21 protein-coding genes and 2 pseudogenes are annotated in these 26,073 nt (G+C 47.6%); 14 read left to right on the forward strand and 9 right to left on the reverse strand.

Annotation, left to right across the window (positions count from 1 at the left end):
• Positions 1 to 15: 15 nt before the first annotated feature.
• Complete coding sequence (locus tag ACWI_RS02390; protein WP_070369844.1) at positions 16 to 435, forward strand: molybdenum cofactor biosynthesis protein MoaE; 420 nt, start codon at positions 16 to 18, stop codon at positions 433 to 435.
• A 112-nt stretch (positions 436 to 547) separates the two neighbouring features.
• Here the strand turns inward: ACWI_RS02390 and putP are convergent, their stop codons facing one another.
• A complete protein-coding gene (putP, locus tag ACWI_RS02395) occupies positions 548 to 2,107 on the reverse strand; it encodes a sodium/proline symporter PutP (protein ID WP_070369845.1) in 1,560 nt (519 codons plus the stop codon).
• 190 nt (positions 2,108 to 2,297) lie between these two features.
• Between putP and ACWI_RS02400 the strand changes: the two genes are divergently transcribed.
• Complete coding sequence (locus ACWI_RS02400; RefSeq protein WP_070369846.1) at positions 2,298 to 4,334, forward strand: Na+/H+ antiporter; 2,037 nt, start codon at positions 2,298 to 2,300, stop codon at positions 4,332 to 4,334.
• 222 nt (positions 4,335 to 4,556) lie between these two features.
• On the opposite strand, the gene ACWI_RS02405 is transcribed toward ACWI_RS02400, so the two are convergent.
• The 3 genes and pseudogenes from ACWI_RS02405 to ACWI_RS02415 form a co-directional block, all read right to left on the reverse strand.
• Entirely contained in the window at positions 4,557 to 5,897 is a 1,341-nt protein-coding gene (locus tag ACWI_RS02405) for a GDSL-type esterase/lipase family protein (protein ID WP_070369847.1), read from the reverse strand.
• Between the two features lie 85 nt (positions 5,898 to 5,982).
• Positions 5,983 to 7,974 (reverse strand): serine hydrolase domain-containing protein, encoded by a 1,992-nt coding sequence (locus tag ACWI_RS02410; RefSeq protein ID WP_070369848.1) that lies wholly within the window; start codon positions 7,972 to 7,974, stop codon positions 5,983 to 5,985.
• A gap of 481 nt (positions 7,975 to 8,455) precedes the next feature.
• Positions 8,456 to 9,836: pseudogene (locus tag ACWI_RS02415) on the reverse strand (transposase).
• A gap of 167 nt (positions 9,837 to 10,003) precedes the next feature.
• On the opposite strand from ACWI_RS02415, the gene ACWI_RS02420 reads away from it, so the two are divergent.
• Positions 10,004 to 10,639 (forward strand): Maf family protein, encoded by a 636-nt coding sequence (locus ACWI_RS02420; protein WP_070369849.1) that lies wholly within the window; start codon positions 10,004 to 10,006, stop codon positions 10,637 to 10,639.
• 46 nt (positions 10,640 to 10,685) lie between these two features.
• Here ACWI_RS02420 and ACWI_RS02425 read toward each other — a convergent pair whose 3' ends face one another.
• The gene (locus ACWI_RS02425) at positions 10,686 to 11,168 is read right to left on the reverse strand and encodes a deoxycytidylate deaminase (protein WP_070369850.1); all 483 of its coding nucleotides are present in this window, start codon (positions 11,166 to 11,168) and stop codon (positions 10,686 to 10,688) included.
• A 154-nt stretch (positions 11,169 to 11,322) separates the two neighbouring features.
• Here ACWI_RS02425 and ACWI_RS02430 point away from each other — a divergent pair, with 154 nt between their 5' ends.
• Positions 11,323 to 11,781 carry a VanZ family protein gene (locus ACWI_RS02430; RefSeq protein WP_070369851.1) on the forward strand — a complete coding sequence of 153 codons (459 nt, stop codon included), beginning with the start codon at positions 11,323 to 11,325 and terminating at the stop codon, positions 11,779 to 11,781.
• A 289-nt stretch (positions 11,782 to 12,070) separates the two neighbouring features.
• On the opposite strand, the pseudogene ACWI_RS02435 reads toward ACWI_RS02430, so the two are convergent.
• Positions 12,071 to 13,451: pseudogene (locus ACWI_RS02435) on the reverse strand (transposase).
• A gap of 168 nt (positions 13,452 to 13,619) precedes the next feature.
• Here ACWI_RS02435 and ACWI_RS02440 point away from each other — a divergent pair.
• Entirely contained in the window at positions 13,620 to 14,495 is an 876-nt protein-coding gene (locus tag ACWI_RS02440) for a nitroreductase family protein (protein ID WP_070369852.1), read from the forward strand.
• 79 nt (positions 14,496 to 14,574) lie between these two features.
• Here ACWI_RS02440 and ACWI_RS02445 read toward each other — a convergent pair whose 3' ends face one another.
• Positions 14,575 to 14,826 carry a hypothetical protein gene (locus tag ACWI_RS02445; RefSeq protein ID WP_070369853.1) on the reverse strand — a complete coding sequence of 84 codons (252 nt, stop codon included), beginning with the start codon at positions 14,824 to 14,826 and terminating at the stop codon, positions 14,575 to 14,577.
• Positions 14,827 to 15,144: 318 nt separating this feature from the next.
• On the opposite strand from ACWI_RS02445, the gene recQ reads away from it, so the two are divergent.
• From recQ to ACWI_RS02460, 3 genes are all read left to right on the forward strand, one after another.
• Complete coding sequence (gene recQ, locus ACWI_RS02450; RefSeq protein ID WP_070369854.1) at positions 15,145 to 17,331, forward strand: DNA helicase RecQ; 2,187 nt, start codon at positions 15,145 to 15,147, stop codon at positions 17,329 to 17,331.
• A gap of 12 nt (positions 17,332 to 17,343) precedes the next feature.
• Positions 17,344 to 18,117 carry a TraX family protein gene (locus ACWI_RS02455; protein ID WP_070369855.1) on the forward strand — a complete coding sequence of 258 codons (774 nt, stop codon included), beginning with the start codon at positions 17,344 to 17,346 and terminating at the stop codon, positions 18,115 to 18,117.
• A gap of 113 nt (positions 18,118 to 18,230) precedes the next feature.
• Complete coding sequence (locus tag ACWI_RS02460) at positions 18,231 to 19,001, forward strand: arylamine N-acetyltransferase family protein (RefSeq protein ID WP_070369856.1); 771 nt, start codon at positions 18,231 to 18,233, stop codon at positions 18,999 to 19,001.
• 61 nt (positions 19,002 to 19,062) lie between these two features.
• Here ACWI_RS02460 and ACWI_RS02465 read toward each other — a convergent pair whose 3' ends face one another.
• Positions 19,063 to 19,983, reverse strand: coding sequence for a PfkB family carbohydrate kinase (locus ACWI_RS02465; RefSeq protein WP_070369857.1), 921 nt, complete (start codon positions 19,981 to 19,983; stop codon positions 19,063 to 19,065).
• 463 nt (positions 19,984 to 20,446) lie between these two features.
• Here ACWI_RS02465 and ACWI_RS02470 point away from each other — a divergent pair, with 463 nt between their 5' ends.
• Positions 20,447 to 21,082 carry a hypothetical protein gene (locus ACWI_RS02470; RefSeq protein WP_070369858.1) on the forward strand — a complete coding sequence of 212 codons (636 nt, stop codon included), beginning with the start codon at positions 20,447 to 20,449 and terminating at the stop codon, positions 21,080 to 21,082.
• Positions 21,083 to 21,115: 33 nt separating this feature from the next.
• Here the strand turns inward: ACWI_RS02470 and ACWI_RS02475 are convergent, their stop codons facing one another.
• A complete protein-coding gene (locus tag ACWI_RS02475; RefSeq protein WP_070369859.1) occupies positions 21,116 to 22,027 on the reverse strand; it encodes a DHH family phosphoesterase in 912 nt (303 codons plus the stop codon).
• Between the two features lie 552 nt (positions 22,028 to 22,579).
• On the opposite strand from ACWI_RS02475, the gene ACWI_RS02480 reads away from it, so the two are divergent.
• From ACWI_RS02480 to ACWI_RS02495, 5 genes are all read left to right on the forward strand, one after another.
• Positions 22,580 to 22,777 carry a cold-shock protein gene (locus ACWI_RS02480; protein ID WP_070369908.1) on the forward strand — a complete coding sequence of 66 codons (198 nt, stop codon included), beginning with the start codon at positions 22,580 to 22,582 and terminating at the stop codon, positions 22,775 to 22,777.
• A gap of 116 nt (positions 22,778 to 22,893) precedes the next feature.
• Entirely contained in the window at positions 22,894 to 23,052 is a 159-nt protein-coding gene (locus tag ACWI_RS18930) for a hypothetical protein (protein ID WP_175440883.1), read from the forward strand.
• Positions 23,053 to 23,152: 100 nt separating this feature from the next.
• A complete protein-coding gene (locus ACWI_RS02485) occupies positions 23,153 to 24,457 on the forward strand; it encodes a DEAD/DEAH box helicase (protein WP_070369860.1) in 1,305 nt (434 codons plus the stop codon).
• Positions 24,458 to 24,577: 120 nt separating this feature from the next.
• The gene (locus tag ACWI_RS02490; RefSeq protein ID WP_070369861.1) at positions 24,578 to 25,441 is read left to right on the forward strand and encodes a response regulator; all 864 of its coding nucleotides are present in this window, start codon (positions 24,578 to 24,580) and stop codon (positions 25,439 to 25,441) included.
• Positions 25,432 to 25,890, forward strand: a complete 459-nt coding sequence (locus ACWI_RS02495) for a chemotaxis protein CheX (protein ID WP_070369862.1) — start codon at positions 25,432 to 25,434, stop codon at positions 25,888 to 25,890. Before ACWI_RS02490 ends, ACWI_RS02495 begins: the two co-directional genes overlap by 10 nt.
• The last annotated feature ends 183 nt before the right edge of the window (positions 25,891 to 26,073 follow it).

Below are 26,073 nucleotides of genomic sequence, written 5' to 3' on the forward strand. Positions count from 1 at the left end.
AAGGAGATAGAACTCATGACAATGCAAAAAAAGAACACCCCACCCTCCATTGATGCCTGGCTGAAAGAGGCCAAAAGCGACCCACAAGCCAGGCAGGAGGGGATGTATCTGGTTCATAACGGCACGGTTCGCCAGACCCCCAAGGCGCAGGTGCGTCAGGGGCTCGATGACGGCTCCCAGATCACCGGAATGACCTTTAGCTACGATGAAGAAAAAGTGGCCGCGGCCATCGCCGCCACCAAAGCGCGGGAAGGTATCTTTCACGTTCGGGTGTGGCTGGCTGATGGTGAACTGGCGGTTGGCGATGACATCATGGTCGTGTTGATCGGTGGCGATATTCGGCCCCGGGTCATCGATGCCCTGCAGTTTCTGGTTGAAACCATCAAGACCACCTGTGTCACCGAGATTGAGAAGAAGGCCGCCATCAGCAGCTAGCGACACGGCCAGAAAAAAAAACATCATTTTGTCGCAAAAATATATTTAGTGACAAAACAGAGCCAAAAACAAAAGCCAGCGTAACCGCTGGCTTTTTAAATGGGTAGGATATTTACAGTGAAGCGGCCTTGGCCTGTTCAAATTCATCCTGAATTTCCTGGGAGGGTTCCTTGGTCAACAGGGAAACCACGACGATAAAGAGGCAGGAGACCAGGAAGGCTGGCATCAGTTCATAGATCCCGAAGACACCGCCCATTGGTTTAATCAGTAATCGCCAGATGAAGACCATTCCGCCACCGGCCAGCATGCCAGCAATGGCACCTTCCCGGTTGGTGCGTTTCCAGAACAGTGAGAACAACATCAGTGGTCCGAAGGTGGCCCCAAAACCGGCCCAGGCAAACGCGACGATGTTAAAGATAACGCTGGTTTCATCCAGAGCCAGCAGAATACCGATGATTGACACGGCAATCAAGGTCAGATGGGAAACCCGCATGATCTGTTTTTCGGTGGCATCTTTTTTGAGAATGCCTTCGTAGATGTTTTTGGAAAAAGCCGAAGCAGCAATCAACAGATAGGAGTCTGACGAGCTCATTGTTGCTGCCAGAATCCCGGCCATGACAAAACCGGCCAGCAAAGGGGGCAGCAGGTTGGTCGACATAACGATAAAAATACTTTCCGCCTGGCTGGCAGTGAGCAGTTCAGTGGGGAAAAGTACCCGACCAATCAGACCGATAATGACGGCTGCAAATAGTGAAATCACACACCAGGTGGTGGCAATCCGACGTGCTTTAGGAATCTCGGCTGCATCCCGGATGGCAATAAACCGCAGCAAGACCTGGGGCATCCCAAAATAACCCAGCCCCCAGGACATCGTCGAGATGATCGTTAAAAAGGTGTAGGGTAAGGCTGGGCCGAACACCGGGTTCCCGGCCAGAACCTGTTGGGTACCGTCCATCACGGTGGGGTTGGCAATGCCAAAGAAATCAAAAAAGCCAGGAATCTGTTGGATGTTTTCCATCACGCCGCTGATACCGCCAGCGGCAGTTATCCCCAGAACCAGCACCAGGGCCAGGGCAACAATCATGATGATACCCTGTAGAAAGTCAGAAACGCTTTCAGCCAGGAAGCCGCCCAGTAAGGTATAAAAAATAACAAAACATGCCCCGACGATCATGACCACCTGGTATTGAATACCAAACAGCGAATTAAACAGCTTGCCGACCGTAACAAAACAGCTGGCGGCGTAAACGGTAAAGAAAACCAGAATAAACACCGAAGCAATCAGCATGATGACTTTGCTCTTTTCTTTGAAACGGTTGCTGAAATACTCGGGAATGGTAATGGCATCCCCCGCAATGGCCGAATAATTACGCAGCCGTTTAGCAGTAATCTTCCAGTTCAGGTAGGTTCCCAGAGCCAGGCCTAAAGCCGTCCAGAAGGCATCACTCCAGCCGCACCAGTAGGCGACCCCCGGTAATCCCATTAGCAGCCAGCCGCTCATGTCGGATGCTTCTGCACTCATTGCCGCTACCCAGGGACCCAGGGAACGGCCGCCGATAAAATAATTGTCACTGTTCTCGTTGGCGATCTTTAAAAAATAGACGCCGATACCGAGTATTGCCACAATGTAAATAATCATGGCAATCAGTATTTGGATGTTATCAGTACTCATTCTTTTCCTCCTCAAATAAATTCCAGTGTATTATAGCACAGAATGAATTTATATACAAAGAAATGGATGAAAAAAACTGATAACGGTGAAGCAAAAACAGGCCGTATAATATTATGAAACCATCAGGATTTTCTTGAGAAAAAACGGATCATGCGGTAAGATAATAAAAAAAGGTCCAAAGGAGATTGGCTTGAATTTACTGCTTATTATCTTAATGTTGCTGCTGTGCTTACTGATTTCAGATGTCATCAGTCATTTTATCCCGTTTATTCCCACCGCCCTGATCCAGATTGGCTTGGGCCTGGGCATTGCCTTTATCATGCATAGCCGAGCCATTGAACTGGAAACGGAATGGTTTTTGATTCTGTTTGTGGCCCCGCTTTTATATGATGATGGCCGCCATTTCTCCCGGGAAAATCTCTGGAAAATGCGGGAACCGATATTTGGCAATGCCATTATTCTGGTGCTGCTGACCACCATTTTGGGCGGCTATTTTATTCATTGGCTGATGCCCTATATGCCACTGGCAGCGGCCTTTGCTCTGGCGGCAGTGCTTTCGCCCACTGATCCGGTGGCGGTCAATGGAATTGCCAAACGGGTGAATATTCCCCCCAAGGTGTTGACCCTGGTGCGGGGAGAATCGCTGATTAATGATGCCTCGGGACTGGTCGCCTTTAACTATGCCATTGCGGCAGTGGTTACCGGTTATTTTTCGCTGCGGGATGCCGCCCTGAATTTCACCTATATGTTTATTGTTGGCGCTGTTCTGGGCTTGACCCTGGGTCTGGTGATTGACTGGATCGGTTTTATTCTCCGTAAAAAAGGCATCCGCGATGCTACCTTTCACAGCCTGCTGCAGATTTTAACCCCTTTTATCATTTACATTGTCACCGAAGAATTGTTTCATGCTTCCGGGGTGATTGCTGTGGTCGTAGCGGGCATCGCTCACGCCGCTATTACCGAACACACCTCGACAATGCTGGCAAAAGAAAAGGTGATTTCGGAAAATGTCTGGTCAGTGCTGTTGTTTGTCCTCAATGGGGTGGTCTTTATTCTCCTGGGCTTAAACATACCCTTATCAATGGGGGCGGCGGTGGCCAGTGAGGATATCAACAATTGGCTGGCCATTGCCGGGGTACTGGTGATCTGGCTGGGAATTTTTGGCATCCGCTTTGTCTACTCTTATTCATCCACAGCGGTGCAGTACCTGATCGCTAAACGTCAGGGCGCCGAGGTCCCCAGCATTAAAAGCAGCCTGTTGATCAGCCTCACCGGGGTGCGGGGAGCGGTGACGATGGTTGCAGTACTGTCGGTGCCGACCCTGCTGGCCAGCGGTGAAGAATTCCCCCAGCGGTCACTGATTCTGTTTATCGCCACTGGCGTAATCCTGGTAACCTTAGTAGCCGCCACCCTGTTTTTGCCGCTGTTGTGTAAAACCGACAAAGCACCGGATAGTACCGCCCGGCAATTGGATTTCAATGCTGCCATGATGCGGATTTTTCTGGCGACAATCAAGCGGATCAGACAGGAAATCACCCCAGAAAACGAATTGGTTGCCGATGAATTGATTAGCGAATACAAACGGATGGTTAAGCGGATTCAAAACGAAGATAATTCTCCGGAAACCCAGGTCTATCTGAAAAAGCTCAATGAAATGAAGTACAAGGGGTTGCGGGCTGAAGCCGACTATCTTCGTGACGCCCGGGAAAATAACCGCATTGATCCGGTTGTCTACGAAAAATTTGAAGCCACCCTGGATCGCCGGGAAGAAGCCCTGTCCAATGATGTCCGCTTCAGTGTACGCTATTTTCTGGCCAAAACCCTGCGGCTCTGGCATCAGTTCCGACGCCATTTCAAACAAGAACCGGAAAAACTAAAGGCGACCATCAATACGGTCAAAGAACTCCAGATCAATGCCTTTGAGGCGGCCATTGCCAGTCTCGAACAGGAACAGCTGCAGCCACAAAACCAGGCCGATGGTGAGATCATTGCCGCTGTCATCCTGGGATATCAGGGAATGATTCGGCGGCTGGCCCGGCAACGCTCAGAAAACAGGGAAGCCGATGAAGTGTTGAAAGAAGAATTGCGGATTAAAGCCATGGACAGCGAACGCCAGGAAATCCAGCGGATGTATGAGTCGGGGGAGATCACCATCGAGCAATCCCGGAAGCTGCGTCGTCATATCAACTATATAGAAAGTGCGACCCTGGATGAATCCGAAGAATAAACAATCACTCCCAAAAACCGGTTCTTGTAGCGAGCCGGTTTTTTATTGCCTAAATGGTGGGCGATCGATTTTAAGAATAACTGCCTCACAGATGTAAATAAAAAAAGCGAAGCCAGTGCTCAGTGAAAACCGCTTCGCTTTTTTATTTGGTATTATGCTGATCAAATCTCAAATGACACGCACGCAGGTAGATCAGATAGACTGGTAATTGTTGATGCCGTCCTAATTAATAAATCCGGCACTCAGGTGGCACTGGTAAATCACGTCATGGCCAGCGGTAGTCGGGTGGGGATCCAGATTACCGGTGTACCAGTTGAAATTGACCAGTGGTTCACTGCCCTGGTAGTTGGCAAAGGCGGTGTAGACATCCGCTACTTTATAACCGGCCACGGGGGTCTTAATGGCGGTGTTAATGGTCTGGATGGCTGGATCAAATACGGCGTAGAGCGGATCCTGGAGGTTAATCGGATCGTACAGGGTGGTCACGTAAATATCAGCCTGGGGTGCCAGGGTTTTGACAGTGGCGACAATCTGCGGCCAATCGGTTCCAAATTGGGTAACACTGGCGGTTACGGAGGTCTGGATTTCAGGGAGAGCAGCGGTTATGATATCCGCAGCTCCGGGCTGGGCTAAAGCGGTGGCCAGATCAGCGGGGAAGGTTGGTGAGTTGGGATCCAACTGGAAAGCGACTGCCAAACCGGCGATAACGGGTGCAAGAATATTGTTACCGCCGACACTGATGGTAATTACTTTGGCCTGGCTCAGCGCCGCCATCGTGGCCGGATCGTTCTGGAGCTGGTTTAACAGTTGACTGGAGGTGTAACCGGGAACCCCCAGATTAACCAACTGCAGATTTTCATTTCCGGTCTGACTGGTTAAATGGTTGTAGAACAGATTAACATAACCGGAACCCGGCGTAGCACTCATCCCATAGGCAATGGAATCGCCCAGGGCAGTGTAGTTTTCCGTTTTAACAATTTTTATCTGGATCGATTCCAGCCGCAGACTTTCGCCGGTGGTTCCCAATTGGGCGCCGTTTTTCACCCAACCCCAGGACTCATCGACTACCGGGATATCGCCTTTGTTTTGGACGTGGCCCCGGTAATAAACCTCATAGCCATCAAGACCGGTCAGGTTGATTTTGATGGCTTCAATCCGCAAACCCTGGGCAGTTGTTCCGGCATAAGCACCATTTGATACAGGGCCCAGCCAACCTTTATTCTGGACATGGACATCATAGCTGATGCCAGCACCGGCCGGGATATCCCCAGTGAGCTCAATCCGGAGGCCTTCCAGACGGAATCCTTCGCCCCGGGAGCCCAGTTCGTTGGGACCGGTAACAAAGCTGCCAACCGGCAGCGGTACATCGCCCTTATTCTGGACATGGCCGCGATACTGGACACCAATGTCCGTCGTAGCTTGGGTATCAATGGCGGTACCATCGGCTGAATCATTACTGTTAACGTCCACCGCCGCAAAAACCCCGGTGGTAAAAATCATCGACAGCATCAACACAAGAATCACAAGACGGCCGGTAAGGGATTTGAACATACTTTTTTTCATTTCAGATCCTTTCTTTGAATAGATTTTGTTAATATCTCATCATTGGAAGATCCACGACAGATCTTTGTAAACGTAGGCTATCGCACTAAATCTGATAATCATAGCTGATCGTATCACCGTCATTACCGATAAAGACCACATAGGAACCGGCGGTCACAGCCGTTCCCTCAGTGCCGTTGAGAAGGCTGTCATACTGACCTTCAAGCGTTGGGTTCAACACCACAAGCCGTCCCTCACGGGGTTTGATCAGGCCGTCAGATGGTAGCTTGCGACAGACATTCTGCGCTCCGATGGTGATCACTTCGCCAGTTTGAAGCACTGGTACGGTGGCGGTATTGATCAGTTTAAAGCTGCCCACATCAAGCAAGGTCTGGCCTTGTTCCTCAATCAGTTTGAATTCCATGGTATCCCGGGTATATTTCAGATTGGGCAGGGTGATGCGCTCATCAATTAGTTGATTGATCAGATAGTATCCGTTACCGCCAAACAGCACATCGCCGGGGAATTCATCCATCACCCAGGTTGAACCGGCCAGAAAAACCGTATCCTCCGGCAGAGTATTGATGGTGATCCACTGTTTATTGGCAAACTGGTCTGGGCTGATGCCAGCGGTTCGGGCTGGTAGCATGGTGGCATTGATCGAGCCGGTCTCTCCAGTCAGGGCATAGGACATCAGAAATTTGGTGCCAAAGTTTTCTTCAAGTTTCAGGCGTTTGTCGGTGCCGTAAAAGAAGCCATCATCCTTGTAGTTGAGGGTATCCACCAGGGTGAAGCCTGCGTCGGAATTGCTGTAGAGATTCATCACTCCGGCGGCCTGATTAAAGTCGAGTTTGAGAATATTGCCAGATAGCGTGTAATATCCGGCATAGGCCAGCAGTTGCTCAGGGACTGCTGCAGCTTGTGGTGCGGTGGCAATGGTTGTTGATCCACTGGGGATCACGCCTTTTTCAGCGAGCAGGGTGGTAGCGATCACATCGGTGATCGCAGTGGTGTCCGCCGGACCGGCAAAGGTCAGGGCGATGGTGATGTTCTGATCGGGTAGCAGATACAGCATCGAATGATAATAACTGGTATCGCCGCCTTTATAGATCAGGCGGACGCCCAGTTTTTCATAGGCTTCATCAGTGACGCTGTCCCAGCCCAGCCCGAAGGCCATTTTGGGGGTGCCGGCGGGAACCGTCTGAGGGCCGTACTGGGCGGTGAAAGATTCGTCCACCCATTTGCGCTCAACGATTTTTCCAGCCAGGATGGCATCTCCAAATTTAGCAAGATCATGGGCGTTGGAGGCAATCCCCCCGGCACCAAGGCTGTTGAGATACTCCAGTGCGGCCGCACTGCCGTCATTGTTGTAGGCCAGGGCCACATTGTCGTTGCCTTCTTTGAAGTAACAGCTGGTATTGTCCAGGCTGGCAGGGGTTAAAATGTTTTTACTCAGATAATCAGCAAAAGGCATGCCGGAAACCTTTTCAACCAGGGCCTGGGCCAGGGTGAAGCCGTCATTGCAGTAGATGCTGATAATCCCGGGATCACTTTTCAACGAGGATGCGTTTAAGTTGGCCAGAAAATAGTCCATGAATTCAGCGCTGGGTGCCGCTGTGCTGGTGTCATAACTGTAGGTGCCGTTCAGAGCCGAGGTGTGATTGAGCAGCATCCGCACCGTGATCTGCTGGTAGCGGGGATCTTCCATGGTGAATTCCGGCAGATAGCCAGTCACCGGCTGATCCAGATCCAGCTGACCATCCTGACAGAGCTTAAGCACCGCCATGGTGGCAAACATCTTACTGACCGAGCCGACATTAAATTGGGTTTCGCTGTCAACTGGAATAGCGGCGGTACGGTTGGCCATGGCAAAACCTTCTTCGTAGACAATTTTTCCGTCTTCACAGATTGCCACTGCAGCACTGGACGCTCCACCGGCAGAGATCGTCTGCCAGATTTCGGTTCGGGTGGCAGCGATGGTTTTTGCGTACGCCGATTCTTTTTTTGTAGCCGAGCCACTTGTTGTGCAGCTGGTGGTGGCCAGAACCAGTCCGGCGATGAGAAGACAATAACCAATCCATATTATTTTTCTGTTCATATCCTGATCCTTTCATTTTGACGCTTGCACCCACGGGAATTGGTAACATAGCGGTTCGTTGTTTAGTCATCCCGTGATCGCAAAAAATACATGCCTGTTGTGTTTATAGACTATTTTCACCGAAATAAACGTAATTGAGCTGTTTTTTTTGATGCTTATGGTCACCCGTCGATGAAGACAAAAACATCGACGGGTGGTTTTGTTTGTGAAAAAATGATAAAATAGTGATATCTTTTTAAAATAGGTAATTGCGAAATGAAAAAGATTTGGAGCTCAGAAAATTCGGTGGTAAGAGCCAGACAGAATTCGTGAAGTCGGAAGGAAACGGAACAACAAAACAATTAAAATGTTGAAGAAGATGAAAAAAGAGCGCAAAAATAAAAGCTGGGCAAAGAAGATAAAGAGTCCAACTAGGCAACGAGTGGTTTAAGACTGCGTAAGTACTGATGCTGATAAATATTATCGGAAAGAATTGCAGTAATCAGCTGGGTAATTCCGGCCAACAGCAAATCGGCGTGAAGTGTCTTGGCATTTTGAGTTTTACGGTTGGCCAGACAGAAACTGTCTTTGAAGTGATTGATGGATTGCTCAACGACGCCCCGGATCTTATAGATTCGAGCCCATTCGAGTGTCCCACGAAGGGTTCCGGGGTAGGCCCGAAGATTCTTTTCAGGGTAGACGTAAAACATCCGACCACAGGAAGACGAAGTACAGGGATTTTCACAGAAACACTGACGTTTAGCTTTCCCGGCTTCCTGTTTGATCCATTTTGTTTTGGGACAGGTGAATTTAAACCGAACCAGGCCGTTCTTTCGTTTGGCCCGCCCTTCAGATTTCATGGGAAGTGACGGATCGTTTGGACAACAGGGAATGCCATCTGCATTAACCGGACAATCCGGATAGGAAAGTTTACCACGCTGATTCAATGGAATGAAAGCTTTTTCAAATTTCAGTTCCCCAAGGAGAGACTGATAAATCGCAGAACTGTCAAAAGCAGCATCACCAATGAAAAGTTTGGGGACAATCAGCGGGTGCTTTTTAAAGAAGTCTGAAAGAACCGGAATCAGGGCTTTGGTATCATGAAGCGATTTGTCCTCATCGGGAGAATCTGATTTTTTCTCGACAGAAATCTCCGGATGATCAGCCAGAAAATTCGCATCATAGAAAGTGATATCCCGGACAATGCCAAGGCCATTGGTAATGATGCCGAATTTGTAGACGTAACAGAAATGACCATTAATGTAGAGCTGTTTGATTTCCGGATTGGATTTCGCGTGCGTGGGCATTGAGCCGTAAGCCGCCTTATAGGGATCATAGGCGTCATCAAGCTGGTGGGATTTTTTGAATGCTTTGAGCTGCTTAATAATTTTATTGGCAAATTTGGGATTGTTTTCAGTGACGTAGGCTTCAATTCCGGAGGTATCAAAAATGGTCATCATTGCTTTATCGGCATCAATTTTCTGGCAGAGCGGCTCAGTCACATCAACAAGACGATGAAAGAGCGATTGTAAGTCCAACAGGTATGTTTTTTTGAAACGGGTCAGTTGTGACGCATGGGGTACCCGGTTAAAACCGCAAAAATCGCGGAGTTCTCTGGAAAACTTGAGAAACGTAATCAGGAGTGTATCCGTGGGGATGGAAAAAATCCGCTGCAGGATCAGCGCCCAGAGAATCGAACAAAGATCAAAATCCCGATGTCGGCCATGCGCGCGGTAATAATGCTGATAAAAAGAATGCGGAATCAACGCGTGAAGGTTCAGATTCTCTTCCAGTAGCGAAAGAAAGTGATGTTTGTCACTTTCAAAAAAATGAGTGCAATCAGAATAAATTTCAGCCAAAGAAAGCTGTTTTTGTGATAAAATAGTCATGATATAACTCCTTTCAGGTTGATAGATTTGTTTTTTAGCAACTCAATTTTATCACAATCTGGTGAGGAGTTATATTTTTTTATGTCAGAAATATCCCGTTATTATGCGGGCTGTGGCGTTTTGCAAACGCCTAATCTTTTTAAAAAAATTGGAGGTATACCTTGCAACCCCAAATAATTCTGGCCAGTCAGTCGCCCCGCCGCCGGGAACTGTTTAAGCTGGTTCTCAGCAGCTATGGTATCAATGAGTTTAGCATTCAGGCGGCCGAAATCGATGAAAAACGAATTGAAGCGGAAATTCTGGAAAAGTGTGACGGAGATTTTCAGGAAACGGTCAAAAAACTGGCCGTGGAGCTGGCTACCCGAAAGGCTCGGGTGATCCAGAAGCTTAATCCCCGGGCGCTGGTGGTGGGTGCCGATACAATGGTGGTTCTTGAGGAGGAGATTCTTGGTAAGCCAGCCGATGAAATGGCCGCCTACCAGATGATCAAAGCGCTGGCCGGGAATACCCATCAGGTTTTAACCGGGGTCAGTATCCGCTACCGGGATCAGGAAGAGTGCTTTGTTGTTACCTCAACGATCCGTTTTTATCCCTGGGATCATCAGATGCAGCGGCAGGTGGCGGACTACGTGGCTTCTGGCAAGGCCATGGACAAGGCTGGCGCCTATGGTATTCAGGAAGAAGCCGGTCTCTGGGTCAAGTGGATTAAAGGTGACTACAACAATATCGTCGGCTTGCCGATTGCCAAACTCAATCGCCGACTCGGCAAAATGCTGGAGCAGATCGCCAGCCACTAACTGCAGCGATCTGTCCGCTGGTCGGGAGGGTCGTTTCAGAATGCTTTTAATACAGCGACAAGTCACTGTAAAAGGTGGGATTGAGAAATTCTTTCAGGGTAATGTCAGCCATTTTAAAGAGCCGCCGGGAAACCTGGGTAGCATCGGCATCCGGGTATTTATCTTCCAGATAGACCACCTTTTTTATTCCAGCCTGAATAATTGCTTTGGCGCATTCATTACAGGGAAAACAGGTAACATACAAAATCGAATCAGCCAGCGAGCGGCCGTCGGAATTTAAGATGGCGTTTAGTTCGGCGTGGCAGACATAGGCGTATTTGGTCTCCTGAAAAGAACCGTCCCGCTCCCAGGGCAGGACATCATCGCTGCAGCCTTTGGGCATGCCGTTGTAACCGGTGGATAGAATAATATTGTCCTTATTGACAATGCAGGCCCCTACCTGGGTGTTGGGATCTTTGCTGCGGCGGGCCGATAACAGCGCAATCCCCATAAAATATTCTTCCCAGGTAATATAATCATGTCGTTTCATGGCATTCTCCAGTTTTTTCTTTAGTTTAACATAATTCCAGCCAAAAGGGGAGTGGTCGTGATAAAATTAATGGGTCGCTACTGATTGGATGGATTGGAAAGAAGCGGATAAAAAGAATGACTTCTGATGGACGGGATCAGGAAAGGGTGAAGAAATGGATAAAAAGCGATTAATATTATTATTGACCTGGACGGCTACCCTGATCTGGATGGGCGTCATCTTTTATCTTTCCAGTCAGCCAGCCACCCAGTCGGCACATCTCAGCACCGGCTTGAAAGATGAATTACTGGGGATATTGGGACATTTTATCCCAGGGATCGAAACCCTGGAAATTCGCAGTCTCGATTTTTATATCCGCAAAAATGCTCATTTTATTGCCTACTTTATTTTGGCGGTTTTGATGCTGTTGGCGCTTCTTCAAAGCGCCGTTCCCAAAGCGGCTAACCTGGCCCTACTGATCTGTCTTTTGTACGCCATTTCCGACGAATTCCATCAATTGTTTGTGCCCGGTCGCTCCGGCCAGTTCCGGGACGTACTCATTGATGGTGCCGGGGCGCTGCTTGGCGTTTTAGTCACCGCCTTAGTAATTAATCGGATTTCACGGCGGTTTTAGGTTTCCTTCGATTAATCCCCGTCAAAGGGGGTATATAATAATCAGCCAATAGGTAATTGCGAAATGAAAAAGATTTGGAGCTCAGAAAATTCGGTGGTAAGAGCCAGACAGAATTCGTGAAGTCGGAAGGAAACGGAACAACAAAACAATTAAAATGTTGAAGAAGATGAAAAAAGAGCGCAAAAATAAAAGCTGGGCAAAGAAGATAAAGAGTCCAACTAGGCAACGAGTGGTTTAAGACTGCGTAAGTACTGATGCTGATAAATATTATCGGAAAGAATTGCAGTAATCAGCTGGGTAATTCCGGCCAACAGCAAATCGGCGTGAAGTGTCTTGGCATTTTGAGTTTTACGGTTGGCCAGACAGAAACTGTCTTTGAAGTGATTGATGGATTGCTCAACGACGCCCCGGATCTTATAGATTCGAGCCCATTCGAGTGTCCCACGAAGGGTTCCGGGGTAGGCCCGAAGATTCTTTTCAGGGTAGACGTAAAACATCCGACCACAGGAAGACGAAGTACAGGGATTTTCACAGAAACACTGACGTTTAGCTTTCCCGGCTTCCTGTTTGATCCATTTTGTTTTGGGACAGGTGAATTTAAACCGAACCAGGCCGTTCTTTCGTTTGGCCCGCCCTTCAGATTTCATGGGAAGTGACGGATCGTTTGGACAACAGGGAATGCCATCTGCATTAACCGGACAATCCGGATAGGAAAGTTTACCACGCTGATTCAATGGAATGAAAGCTTTTTCAAATTTCAGTTCCCCAAGGAGAGACTGATAAATCGCAGAACTGTCAAAAGCAGCATCACCAATGAAAAGTTTGGGGACAATCAGCGGGTGCTTTTTAAAGAAGTCTGAAAGAACCGGAATCAGGGCTTTGGTATCATGAAGCGATTTGTCCTCATCGGGAGAATCTGATTTTTTCTCGACAGAAATCTCCGGATGATCAGCCAGAAAATTCGCATCATAGAAAGTGATATCCCGGACAATGCCAAGGCCATTGGTAATGATGCCGAATTTGTAGACGTAACAGAAATGACCATTAATGTAGAGCTGTTTGATTTCCGGATTGGATTTCGCGTGCGTGGGCATTGAGCCGTAAGCCGCCTTATAGGGATCATAGGCGTCATCAAGCTGGTGGGATTTTTTGAATGCTTTGAGCTGCTTAATAATTTTATTGGCAAATTTGGGATTGTTTTCAGTGACGTAGGCTTCAATTCCGGAGGTATCAAAAATGGTCATCATTGCTTTATCGGCATCAATTTTCTGGCAGAGCGGCTCAGTCACATCAACAAGACGATGAAAGAGCGATTGTAAGTCCAACAGGTATGTTTTTTTGAAACGGGTCAGTTGTGACGCATGGGGTACCCGGTTAAAACCGCAAAAATCGCGGAGTTCTCTGGAAAACTTGAGAAACGTAATCAGGAGTGTATCCGTGGGGATGGAAAAAATCCGCTGCAGGATCAGCGCCCAGAGAATCGAACAAAGATCAAAATCCCGATGTCGGCCATGCGCGCGGTAATAATGCTGATAAAAAGAATGCGGAATCAACGCGTGAAGGTTCAGATTCTCTTCCAGTAGCGAAAGAAAGTGATGTTTGTCACTTTCAAAAAAATGAGTGCAATCAGAATAAATTTCAGCCAAAGAAAGCTGTTTTTGTGATAAAATAGTCATGATATAACTCCTTTCAGGTTGATAGATTTGTTTTTTAGCAACTCAATTTTATCACAATCTGGTGAGGAGTTATATTTTTTTATGTCAGAAATATCCCGTTATTATGCGGGCTGTGGCGTTTTGCAAACGCCTATAATCAGCCAATACAAGGAGGTCTAACTTATGAAATTCAGAGAATTTACGGTAAATAATCACTCTACGAGAGAATTTATGGATGACCGCGTGAACCAAGGGGATATCGGTGCAATTAAAGCCTATTTAGATGAGCTCAACAGTACGAACGGAAAAGAAAAGGGCTTTTCCTTGATCCTGTTGGAAAATGGTGCTGAGGTTTTTGAGGATCTGGAAGGTTTTGGTGGTTATGGTGGAGTAATGATCAAGGGCCCTCATTATATCGCCCTGCGGCTGGATCGGCTCGATCATGAGATTGAAGTTTACGGAGCATTTTACCTGCAATCCGTGGTTAAAAAGCTCTATGATCTGGATCTGGGTAGTTGCTGGATCACCGTCGATGGCATCATTCCGTCTCAGACAGAACGATTACTGGCTGGTCAACCGGGGATCATCCAGCATTTACTGGCGTTCGGCAAACCGGCAAAAAAAGACAGCAAAGGCGATCGTCATAAAACAATTGTAAATTGTGATGCCAAGTATCAGCAGGATCCCTATGGACTGGCGATTATTTCCACATCTGACGAAAGTCGGTTGTCAGTGGTTGAGACCATTTTTCTTAAGACCTGGGGAAATGTGGCTCCCTATGAAGAAATGGAAAAACGGGGAGTGCTGGATTTGCTCTATTATGTCAGAAATTCGCCCTCCTATCAGAATGCGCAACCCTGCCGTTTGATTCTTAAAGATGGTTATGGAGAACTGTGTGTGATTAATCCGGAGCAGGAAGAAAATTATACCGATGCCGGGATAATGCTGTTTATCCTGGAGGGACTGGCTAAAGAAATGAGTTTCCCATCCAACTGGCATTTTATCCAGGATGATTCTGAGAATGCTGAGTATCGACGGGTTGCCCATTTTGATCTGTAAAGGGTGCAATTAAGTACGATTGCTAAAATAAAAGGAGCTTACGCCATCGGTCACGATGGCAAAAGCTCCTTTTGTGTTGTTACAGGGTTTGCAGATGGGCGTTGGAACGATTGAGATAAAGCAAAGCCAACTCCAGTTTCATTTCGATGCTTTTTTTAAGATAATCCCATTCATCAGATCGTTGCTTTTTAGCTAAAGCAATTTCCTTTTTTGAAGGCATGCTGGTGTGACAGGGCGTGATCGTTTGATTATTGCCTGTTTTTAGAATCAGTGAAATATCGTTAGTCTCTGGATGGTTTTCATAATAGGTTGCAAATCGTGACTGTACCATTGTTATTTCCTTTCGTTAAACAAGATTCATATAACTGTAAAAGTAGTGCAAATTTTTGTTGCTAATTTGGTGTGTAACAGATCGACTGCTGATCTGTTTTTAGTATAAACGAAATTTGTTAAGGACTTTTGAACAAAATGTTAAGGTTTAATGAAGATTGTTAAATATAACAGAATAACAATTGGTTGATACGGCAGTTTATCAGCGCCGCTTTCCTTGTCAGGGGCGGTCTTTTATCTTATAATAAAGCAGATGACAAGAGTCAGGGTTCTCAGGAGAACCGTCTATTCGGAGACAAGGATTCACAGGAGGTATCGATTGACGCTTAAAAAAAACCTGAGCCAGTATTTTGGCTACGATACATTTAAAGAGGGGCAGGAAAAAATCATAACGGCAGTGGTTAGTGGCCAGGATGTGCTGGGGATTATGCCCACCGGCGGGGGAAAATCGTTGTGTTATCAGCTTCCGGCCATCGAGTTGCCCGGCATCACCCTGGTGATCTCACCGCTGATTTCACTGATGAAGGATCAGGTCGATGCCCTGGGGGAAATGGGCATCCCGGCCACCTTTTTAAACAGCAGTCTCGATGAGGCCAGTTATCAAAAACGGTTGACGGAGATCCGGGCAAATCGCTACAAGCTCCTCTATATTGCTCCGGAACGGCTTTGTGTTCCAGCCTTTGTAGAGTTGATGAGAGCGCTTTCGGTATCTCTGGTGGCGGTGGATGAAGCCCATTGTATCAGTCAATGGGGTCATGATTTCCGGCCCCATTACCGGGAGATCCCCGGTTTTATCGGGAGTCTTACACCCCGGCCGGTGGTGGCTGCCTATACCGCCACCGCCACGATCCCGGTTATAAAGGAAATCAAAGCGCTGCTGGCACTACGTGATCCGGTGGAATCAATTATCGGCTTTGATCGGCCCAACCTGCTTTATCAGGTGGTTAAGACCGGGGATAAGCTTGGTTATATTACCGACACCATCACCCGGATCTTTCCCGGTCAGGCGGGGATTATCTATTGTGCCACCCGCAAAACCGTTGAAAGCGTCACGGCCAGGCTGATTGGTCTGGGGTTTTCTGCTGGCGCTTATCACGGTGGCATGAGTCCCGAGGAACGGGAGCGTAATCAGCAGGATTTCATCAATGACCAGCTGCCGATCATGGTAGCCACCAATGCTTTTGGGATGGGGATCAACAAACCGGATGTGCGCTTTATCATCCATTACAATATGCCCCAGAATATGGAGGCCTATTATCAGGAGGCCGGTCGCGGGGGCCGGGATGGCGAGCCCAGTCACTGCACCATTCTTTATTCGCCAGCGGATATTGTTAAGCAGAAGCAGCTGATTGGGCTTAATCAGACTTCCCCGGAGCGGCAAACGTTGCTGTTTGAGAATCTCCAGTATCTGGTCGATTATTGTCACACCAATGACTGCCTCAGAAAAAGCATCCTCCACTATTTTGGGGAAGCGGCCGATTATGAGCGCTGCGGCAATTGCGGCAACTGTCTGGATCAGTCGGAAATGGTGGACATCACCCGGGATGCCCAGAAGATCCTGTCCTGTGTTTATCGGATGAAAAATCGTTTTGGTCTGAATATGGTGATTGCGGTGCTGCGGGGCTCCAAAAACAAAAAGGTATTGGAGCTGGGCTTTGATCAGCTGTCCACCTATGGCCTGATGGGCGAACAGAGCGCCGAAAGCCTCCGGGAAATGATTATGACCCTGGTGGCCAAGGGCTATCTTGTCGTCACTGCCGACGAGTACCCAGTACTGAAATTGACCCCAGCGGCGGGGCGGGTCCTGAAAGGCCACGAGACCGTCTTTCATAAAAAACACCTGCTTAATCTTACGGCCAGAAAAACCCGCAGCGCAGGCAAGGCCATCGCCCCGGTGGATTGTGATGCCGCTCTGTTTGAACAGTTGCGAACGCTGCGCCGGGAGATCGCAAAGGACAAAGCCCTGCCACCCTATGTGATCTTTCCCGATGCGGCTTTAAAAGAGATGGCCGCCTATTTTCCCCGCACCGAAGCCGAATTTCTAAACATCACCGGCGTCGGTCAGGCCCGCTATGATCATTATGGTTCGGTCTTTATCGAAGCGATTAGCCGTTTTGCTGATAACAATCCGATTACCCTCCGGCCCCGGCCGGAGCCAGTCGCGCCGGAACTCCGGGTGGCACGGCCGCAAGCGGGAGAAAAGGAGCCGAAGACCCCCTCCTGGGAAGTCAGCTACGATTTATTCACCGGGGGGATAACGATTGCGGAGATCGCCAGACAGCGGGAGCTGACGGAAAACACCGTCCTGGGTCACCTGATCCGCTGCGATCAGGAAGGTCGGACCATTGACTGGTCGGATTTTGTCGATCCCGAGAAAGAGCTGGAAATCATCAACGCCATCGGCACTGTTGGCCTGGAAGCCTTGCGACCGATCAAAGAAGCCCTGCCGGAGCACTATTCCTATGCCGAGATTAAAATTGTGATCCATAAAAATGGCCTACAGTAGATTGGAGAAACGATGACCTCGACAAGCTTAAAACTGATTGCCCTGATTTTGATGCTGCTGGACCACATCGGGCAGTTTATTCCCGGTGCTCCGCTGTGGCTCCACTGGGTGGGGCGGGTTTCAGCCCCGGTCTTTATGTTTTGTATGGCCTGGGGATTTTATTACACCCATGACCGCCAGAAATACCTGCTCAGGATGTATTTATTTGGAGTGGGCATGGCAATGATCGCCCTTATTTGTAATAATATCGTGGCTGATCCTTACGCCATGATGACCAACAATATTTTTGTAACCCTGCTGCTGGTGGCGGTGCTTGTCTGGCTGATTGAGCTGCGCAAAACCGACAAGCCCAAAGGCAACCGCTACCTGGCTCTGTTCGCCGGCTATCAGGTGTTGACCACGATTCTTTGTATTCTGATTGCTCAGATCGTGCCGCTGATGGGGATGATGAGCTTTGTCGGCGCCATCACCGGCAATCTGATTTTTAATGAGGGTAGTTTTATCTTTGTCTTTCTGGGAGTGCTGATCTATTTTAACCGCACCGACAAGAAGCGGCTGATTTTGTCCTATGGGCTGTTCTGTCTGGCTTTCCTGGGCCTGGGATGGTCGCTTGACCCCCGCCCAACGGCGCTGCTTTACAATAATTATCAGTGGATGATGATCGCTTCATTGCCGTTGATGTTGTCCTATAATGGTGAAAAAGGGCGGGGACTGAAATACCTGTTCTATGTCTTTTATCCGCTCCATATCGTGGTACTATATTTTATTGGAAATCTGTATTTCTAGATTGGCTAGTGCTATAACTGACAAAAAGCAACATTAAAAGTGTTATTGTTTTTCTGATAATTCTGTTATACTAGCCTTATCTTTTAAACAAAACGAATTAAAGAGGAGAACCAATGCCAGAAAAATTATTTAAACTTGAGGACTATTTTAAACGAATTCGCTATAGCGGTGGCACCCAGGTGTCGGCGGCAACCCTGAAACAGTTGCATCTTGGACATGTGAAGGCGATTCCCTTTGAAAACTTGGACGTTTATGCCAGAAAACCCATTTCCCTGGAGCTTGACGATCTCTTTAGAAAAATTGTCATCAACCATCGTGGTGGATACTGCTTTGAGATGAACGGCTTGTTTGCGGGGGTGCTGACCGAAATGGGATTTTTGGTCAGCAGCCATCTGGCCAGGGTCTATCAGGGCAGTTTTGACCATTCGGGAAAAACCCACCGGGTGCTGCTGGTAAAAGCCGATGGCCAGGCATGGCTCTGTGATGTGGGCTTTGGTGGTAATGGCCTGGTGGCCCCACTGTTGTTTGAAGAAGGTTTGGAGCAGGAGCATCTGGGCCGCTGTCATCGGGTGATGGCCGATCCGGATTACGGTTACCGGGTGGAGTTTAAAACTGCAGCCGGTTTTGAGCCAATCTACGCCTTTACCCGGGAAGCCTGCTGTCCGGCCGATTATCTGATTGCCAACCATTATACCGCCACCTATCCGGAATCCTTTTTCCGGCAGGCAATGATGTGCGCTCTGGTCACCGAAACCGGCAAGATCACCTATTTTGATGGCCACTTAAAGATCATTGACGGTGAAACCCTGACCGAAACCACCATCACCGGCGACGGCGCCATCAAAGATACCTTAAAAAGCTATTTCGGGCTGGAACTGGCATAAAAACTGGTACAAAAAAGCAACAAACCGATTTAAGGCTTGTTGCTTTTTGGTATTTTAAGACTTATTTCTGGGTGGCCAGGAAGGCATCAATTTCGGCGGCAGTGGGCAGGGATGGCTGGGCGCCGAGCTGGGTACAGGTCAGGGCCCCAGAAGCGCTGGCATATTTGGCTGCTTCAACCAGATCGCCCATTTCTACAAAGGCTTTCGCCAGGGTACCCGTGAAAGCATCCCCTGCGGCGGTGGGATCGATGGCATCAACCTTATAGGGGGGAACCATCACATCCAAACCTTCTCCGTAAAGGTAGGAGCCCCGTTCGCCCAGTTTCAGGACCACGAATTTGCAGCCATTGCGGGCCATCAGTTTTTGGGCAGCTTCCCGGCAGGATGCGTGATCGGCGGGATAGATACCGACCAGAGCCTTGGTTTCGGTCTCGTTGGGGGACAGGATGGTGACCGGGGGCAGTTTTTCCAGCGGATAATCCTGGGCCGGACCGGCATCCAGCACAGTGATGATGCCCTTTTTATTGGCCAGTTCAATGGCTTTTGCATTGGTTTCCAGGGGGATTTCAAATTGCAGTAGAACCGCATCAAAATCGTTTTCAAAAACTTTTTCCAGTTCATCGGGAGGGGTCAGCATGTTAGCTCCGGGGAAGATGATCAACCGATTCTGGCCGTTGTCTTCCAGGGTAATGGCCACAAAACCGGTGTTGGCACCAGGCTTGGTGATCGTAAAGGTGGTGTCAACCCCTTCTTTTTTCCAGCAATCCAACAGGTATTCACCATTGGCATCATCGCCAATGGTGGCATAAGCAGAAACCTGGGCGCCGGTGCGGGCGGCGGCCACTGCGGCATTGCTGCCTTTACCACCGGGAGCATTGCGGTAATCGTGTCCTAAAACACTTTCACTGGGTTCAGGTGCCCGTTCGCACCGAAGAATTAGATCCATCATTACACTGCCGACTAATAAAATTTTTGCTGCCATAAAAATAGCCTCCTTTTAAATTGACCGGGTCATCTCAGAATAAATCAAGCAATCCACTCTTGGCGAATACCAGACCATCAGTTATACAGATTGATCCCACTGATCTGAAAATATTACATATACCCCGGCGGTTTGTTTACATATGCAAACATTATCACGAGATGAAGACGCTGTCAAACAAATTGAATGAAAAAAAATCTACATCAATCTGGAAATAATTGAGCATTCAAAAGTTGAAAGGATATTATTTTGTGTTGCAGTAGTGAGACGTCAAAACGGAAGTGATTATGGGAAGATGAAAGCCGAGGTGTTCTTTAGAATTGACAAAGGGATCGCTTTTGTTTAGAATTAGTTCAGCGAAAAGTGGTATTGTAGAGATGGACGATATCACTTTTTTTAGCAACCGGCGGTGGGCTCTGCCCGTGTTGACACAATCATTGAAATGTTAAACAGGAGAAGAATTATGAAATTAAAAATTCCCAAGATGACGAACAAGAAAATTCCCAAACCACTACTGATCGGCGGTATTGCCCTGATCGTTTTAGCTGTTGTTGCTGGTGTGGTGTTTGTGATTTTCGGCGGTGCCAAGAAAGAGGTCAGCACCGATCCCCTGAACCTTTATAATCAGGTGCTGGTGGGCATGACCAAAGAAGAAGCGGAAAAAATTCTGGCGGTTGAGGGTTCGGCCAAGGGAAAAGGTTTTAACTATATTGATGAAAACACCGGCTATGGTGTGACGGTAAGCTATGATACGGTGGCCAACACCGGTGAAGAAACAGCCGATTCGGAAGAAGCACCGGAGATCGCAGTTTTCAAACAGCTCTATGTACCTGACGACACCTATCTGGACGGCCTGGTTAATGCTAATGTCACGGCAGATCAGGTTAATTCCCTTAAAGAGGGCATGGCTTATGAAGAGGTCAAGACCATTATGGGCGGCGTCGACGGAACCGAAATCAACTCAGCCTATAACAAAAAGGATCCCGCCAACGCCTACTCGGTGATGGCCTGGTTTAACCCCGATCACTCGGTGGCCTACCTGACCTTTCAGGGCTATAAGGGGTCGCTTAAGGTCTTTGAATTCCGGCCAGCCAAATAAAAAAGCGCAACCAGTAACGGTTGCGCTTCTTTTTTATGCGCCCTTTAGCACGTCGACAATGGCGGTGATGGTGGCATCGGCGTCAGCGTAGGGAACCTGACAGGTGCCGACCATGTGGTGCCCGCCGCCGCCGTATTTAAGCATCAGTTTGCCGATATCAGCGGTGCAGGAGCGGTTTAAGATACTGTAGCCGCAGGCAATTGAAACATTCTGTTTTTGCTTGCCATCGACAATCCAGAGACTGACGTTCTGATCCGGGAAGAGGCTGTAAATCATAAAACGGTTACCGGTGTAGATGGTTTTTACGTCCCGCAGATCGGTGACAATCACATTTGCTTCGATGCGGGTATGAGCAGTGACCATTTCGGTAAAAAGGCGGGACTGGTCATTGTAGAGCTCAACCCGTTCTTTAACATCCGGTAATTGCAGAATTTCTTCAATCGACAGATTGCGAAACAGGTTGATCAGTTCTTCCATTAACTGGTAGTTACTGATCCGGAAATCCCGGAAGCGGCCCAAACCGGTGCGGGGATCGGAGATAAAGCCCAACAGAATCCAGCCGGTGGGGTTTAAAATCTCGTCCCTGGTCAGATTGCCGGAGTCCACCTTATCGACAGAAACAATCATGTCGCCGTAATGGGGGAATTTTTCGGCACCGCCATAATATTCATAGATAATTCGAGCGGCTGATGGTGCCAGACGGCTTTCACCGGCTACCCCGGGGTGCCACCCCATCCGGTCTTGCTCGGATGAATGGTGGTCAAACCACATCCCACAACCGGGCACATAGGGAACATTGGCCAGCACATCATTTTCGGTGGGGGAAAAGAGCCCGTCCTGCAGGTCTTTGGGATGTACAAAAATCCAATCGTTAATAATGCCGGCTTCTTTTAACAGCATGCCGCAGATTAAACCGTCAAAATCTGAACGAGTAACTAAACGCATATGAAACCTCCTAAGAAAAAATACTAGCTAAATGCTACCTTAAATTTAAAAGCCTCCGGGGCCACAGGGTGTCGACAAACTACCGTACCGACCAATGACCAAGGGGTCAGACCCTTGTTAATCTGTTGTTTGCTGCGGGTTCGGACAGGCTACGCCGTGTTCGCCCCGATGCAAACAACATGATATAACAATTGTCGGTACTGCTTTATTCACAAGTCTACAAGCCGCATGCCCTTTAGGATGTTAATGTCAGTAAGAATTTAGAAACAGTTGTTATATTGTACCATTTTAGAGAAAGATTTGCCATCCTTTCAAAGAAAAAAATAGTGGAACAATGGGGCGTTTAATTAAGCGTTTTAAGTTAGCTAAAAATAAAAGTTTGCATAATTAATTATTTCGTGTTATTATGTATAAGAACTTAAATTAACAGTAAATGAATTTAACAGTTTTATTTTTAATTGGTACTATGCTTTACAGTATTATCCTAATTTAGAAATGTAGTTGTTATCCGTATTACCAGGATTTAGGGAATAAAATTAGGAGGTACGCATGATGAATGGTACAGTAAAATGGTTTAACGCAGAAAAAGGATTTGGTTTTATTACAGGGGAAGATGGTAAAGATGTATTTGCACATTTCTCACAAATCCAATCGAGCGGTTATAAAACATTAGAAGAAGGTCAGGAAGTTTCTTTCGAAATCACACAAGGACCTAAAGGCCCACAAGCCGAAAATATTCAAGTTATTTAAGTAACAAGAACGTTTAAACTTATGCCTGAAATGGCATAAGTTTTTTTTTATCCTGTCATCAATTTCGCGCGGAGCCCTGGGGTTGCCGTTTATGACCAGAGAAAAAGAGGAGTTTTATGTCGACCAATAACATAGCAGCGATGAAAAAAATTATTGAAGCGAAGAAAAAACAGAGCGCCCAGCAGGGCAACAAAACTGACAAAGCGGATCAAAACCGAATCAGTCAGCGAAAAGCCTTTAAAACAACCAAGCGTGGCGGCTTCTTCGACAAGTAAAGTAATTTTCTTAAAGAACGCTACTGGCGTTCTTTATTTATGATCAGGGTTGATCGACTACGGATCACCCGTATAGTATAGATATAAAAAGGAGTACCGATTGCAATTTAAAAATTTAGATATTATTGAACCGATTCAGAAGGCTTTAAAAGCTGAAGGTTATACCCAGCCGACACCAATTCAGAAGCAGGCGATTCCACCGTTGCTGGAAGGTAACGATTTATTGGGATGCGCCCAGACCGGTACCGGCAAAACCGCCGCCTTTGCGATCCCGATTTTACAGAAGCTTTCTTATCAACAGCGGAATCTTAAGGGCAATCGCCCAATTAAAGCGCTGGTACTGGCACCAACCCGGGAGCTGGCCCTGCAGATCAGTGATTCCTTTAAAGCCTATGGCAAGTTCCTGGGGCTGAAAACTCTGGTAATTTATGGCGGCGTATCGCAAAATCCCCAGACCAAAGCCTTGGGAGCCGGGGTTGATATACTGGTCGCCACGCCGGGCCGACTGTTGGATTTGATCAATCAGAAGTACATTCGTCTGAACCAGATCGAGTCCTTTGTTCTGGATGAGGCGGATATGATGTTGGACATGGGGATGCTCCAGGAGGTTCGGAAAATCATCAAACATATGCCAGTGGACCGGCAGAATATGCTTTTTTCAGCAACCATGCCAACAGAAATTGCCAAACTGGCAGGAACGATGTTAAATAAACCAGTCAAGGTTACGATTACTCCGGTGTCATCTACGGTTGAAGTGATTGAGCAGAATGTGTATCATGTCAATAAAGCCAATAAGATCAATCTGCTTAACCATCTGCTAAAAAACAAGGAAATTGTTTCGGCCCTGGTTTTTTCCCGGACCAAGCATGGGGCGGATAAAATCGTCAAACATCTGGAACGAGCCGGACACAAAGCCCAGGCCATTCACGGCAACAAATCCCAGAACGCCCGACAACTGGCCCTGAACAATTTCAAGGAACGTAAAACCCGGGTTCTGGTGGCGACCGATATTGCCGCCCGGGGGATTGATATTGATGAACTGTCCCATGTTTTTAATTACGACCTGCCGGAAGTGCCGGAGACCTATGTTCATCGGATTGGCCGAACCGGTCGGGCGGGCCTGGGGGGGAGCGCCATAGCTTTTTGTGACCAGGACGAAATGCCTTTACTGGCAGGGATCGAAAAACTGACCTTAAAATCCATTCCGGTGGTGGAAGTTCATCCCTTCCCCATGGTACCAGGGCCGGTGGAAGTCAATCTCGGCGAATCCCGACGCTCGCCCGGTCATCAGGGGGCTGCCCCCAAAAATCGACGCAGCCATGGTGACAGCGGGGGCAAAAAAGAGCGGGATCGATTTTATGCCAAAAGCAAGAAAAAAGATAATCGCAGCAGCCTGAATAATTAGGCTTAATCGGGGTATCAAAAGATTAATTGCACATTAAATAGTGCTTGACGAATGCTGGTCATAACCAGTAAAATTAACAAATAGGAAATTTTTCGATTCGATTAAAAAGGCGGTGGATTTATGGAAAATATTAGAGTGATGATAGTCGATGATTCAACTTTTTCAATAGCAGTGCTTAAGCGGATGCTCCAAAAAGACGGAATTGAAATAGTGGGCACAGCCCTGAATATGAGCGAAGCAATCCAGAAAGCTCAGGAAATCAAACCAGATTTGATAACAATGGATATGACCTTACCCGATGGTGACGGGATTGAGTGCTCAAAACAAATTTTAGAACAGTTACAGGACACTAAAATAATTGCCATCAGCGCCATGATGGATGAGGAGATCATTCAACGGGCCCGAAAGGTCGGGATCAAAGGCTATCTGCAGAAACCGGTGGATCAGACCGATCTGGATGCTGCCATTGAACGGCTTTTTGAGGGTGAAGAGCTGTATGGCATCTTAAAAAATAATTTCGAAGAAGCCTTTAAAGAATCAATTTTCAGTTTTCTAAAACGAGAAATCGGCGGAGAAGTGGTCGTTGAAAAGCTTGCAGATCATCCGATGACCACCAGTTCTTCGGGAATTTCGGTAGCCATTGGGATCATTGGCCGTCACGACGGCCGCCTGATTATGGATATGTCCGAGAATACGGCGCTGGCCATGACCCGGAAAATATTACAGGATGATGGCCAACAGATTGATGACGCCATTAACTTTTTAAGCGAATTTACCAATGTCATTGGCGGCAATGCCTGTTCGCTCTTAAATGGCCTTAATCGTTCCTTTGGTTTACGGGTTTCACCGCCAACCGTCTTTCGGGGCAAGGACATTATTATTTCGATTGGGGATATAATGAGCGAATCCTTTGTGATTAAAACCGATCTTGGGGACGTCTTTATGAATGTCGGCTTTCAAAAGGGGGATGTGGAATGGATGTAACAATTATTAATCCTTTTATCGCTTCCATTACTGATGTGATGCCGCAATTGGGTTTTTCGAACATTAATTTAAAAGAACAAAGCGAAAAAACAAAAAAAATTGTGGCCAGCGGGATTGTTTTAACGCTGGGGATTGTTGGCGATAAAAAGGGCAATGTCGCCTATGCCATCGATACGGAAGGGGCGAAACAGATTGCCTCGATTATGATGATGGGGATGCCGGTGGAGGAACTTGATGATATGGCCAAGAGTGCCATTTCCGAGCTGTCCAACATGCTAACCGCCAATGCCGCCATCAATTTCTCCAATGAAAATATCGTGGTCGATATTTCGCCGCCAACCATGCTAACGGGTGAAAGCATTGAACTCAGTATGAGTAAAGATCAGGTCATGTGCGTCGAGTTTGATGTCGATGGCATCAAGATTGAAATCAATGTGGCTTTGGATTAAGCATTAAATTATTTTAAAAAATACGAAACTGAGCCTCATCCAATGCGGATGAGGCTCAGTCTGTTAATAAAGCTAACCCAGTACCGACAATTGTTACATCATGTTGTACGCATCGGAGCGAACAGGTTGATAAACTTGTTCGATTCCGCAGCGAACAACAGATTAACAATTGGTCGGTACGGT

Origin of the sequence: Acetobacterium wieringae, from assembly GCF_001766835.1 — a bacterium.
Taxonomy (GTDB): Bacteria; Bacillota; Clostridia; order Eubacteriales; family Eubacteriaceae; genus Acetobacterium; species Acetobacterium wieringae.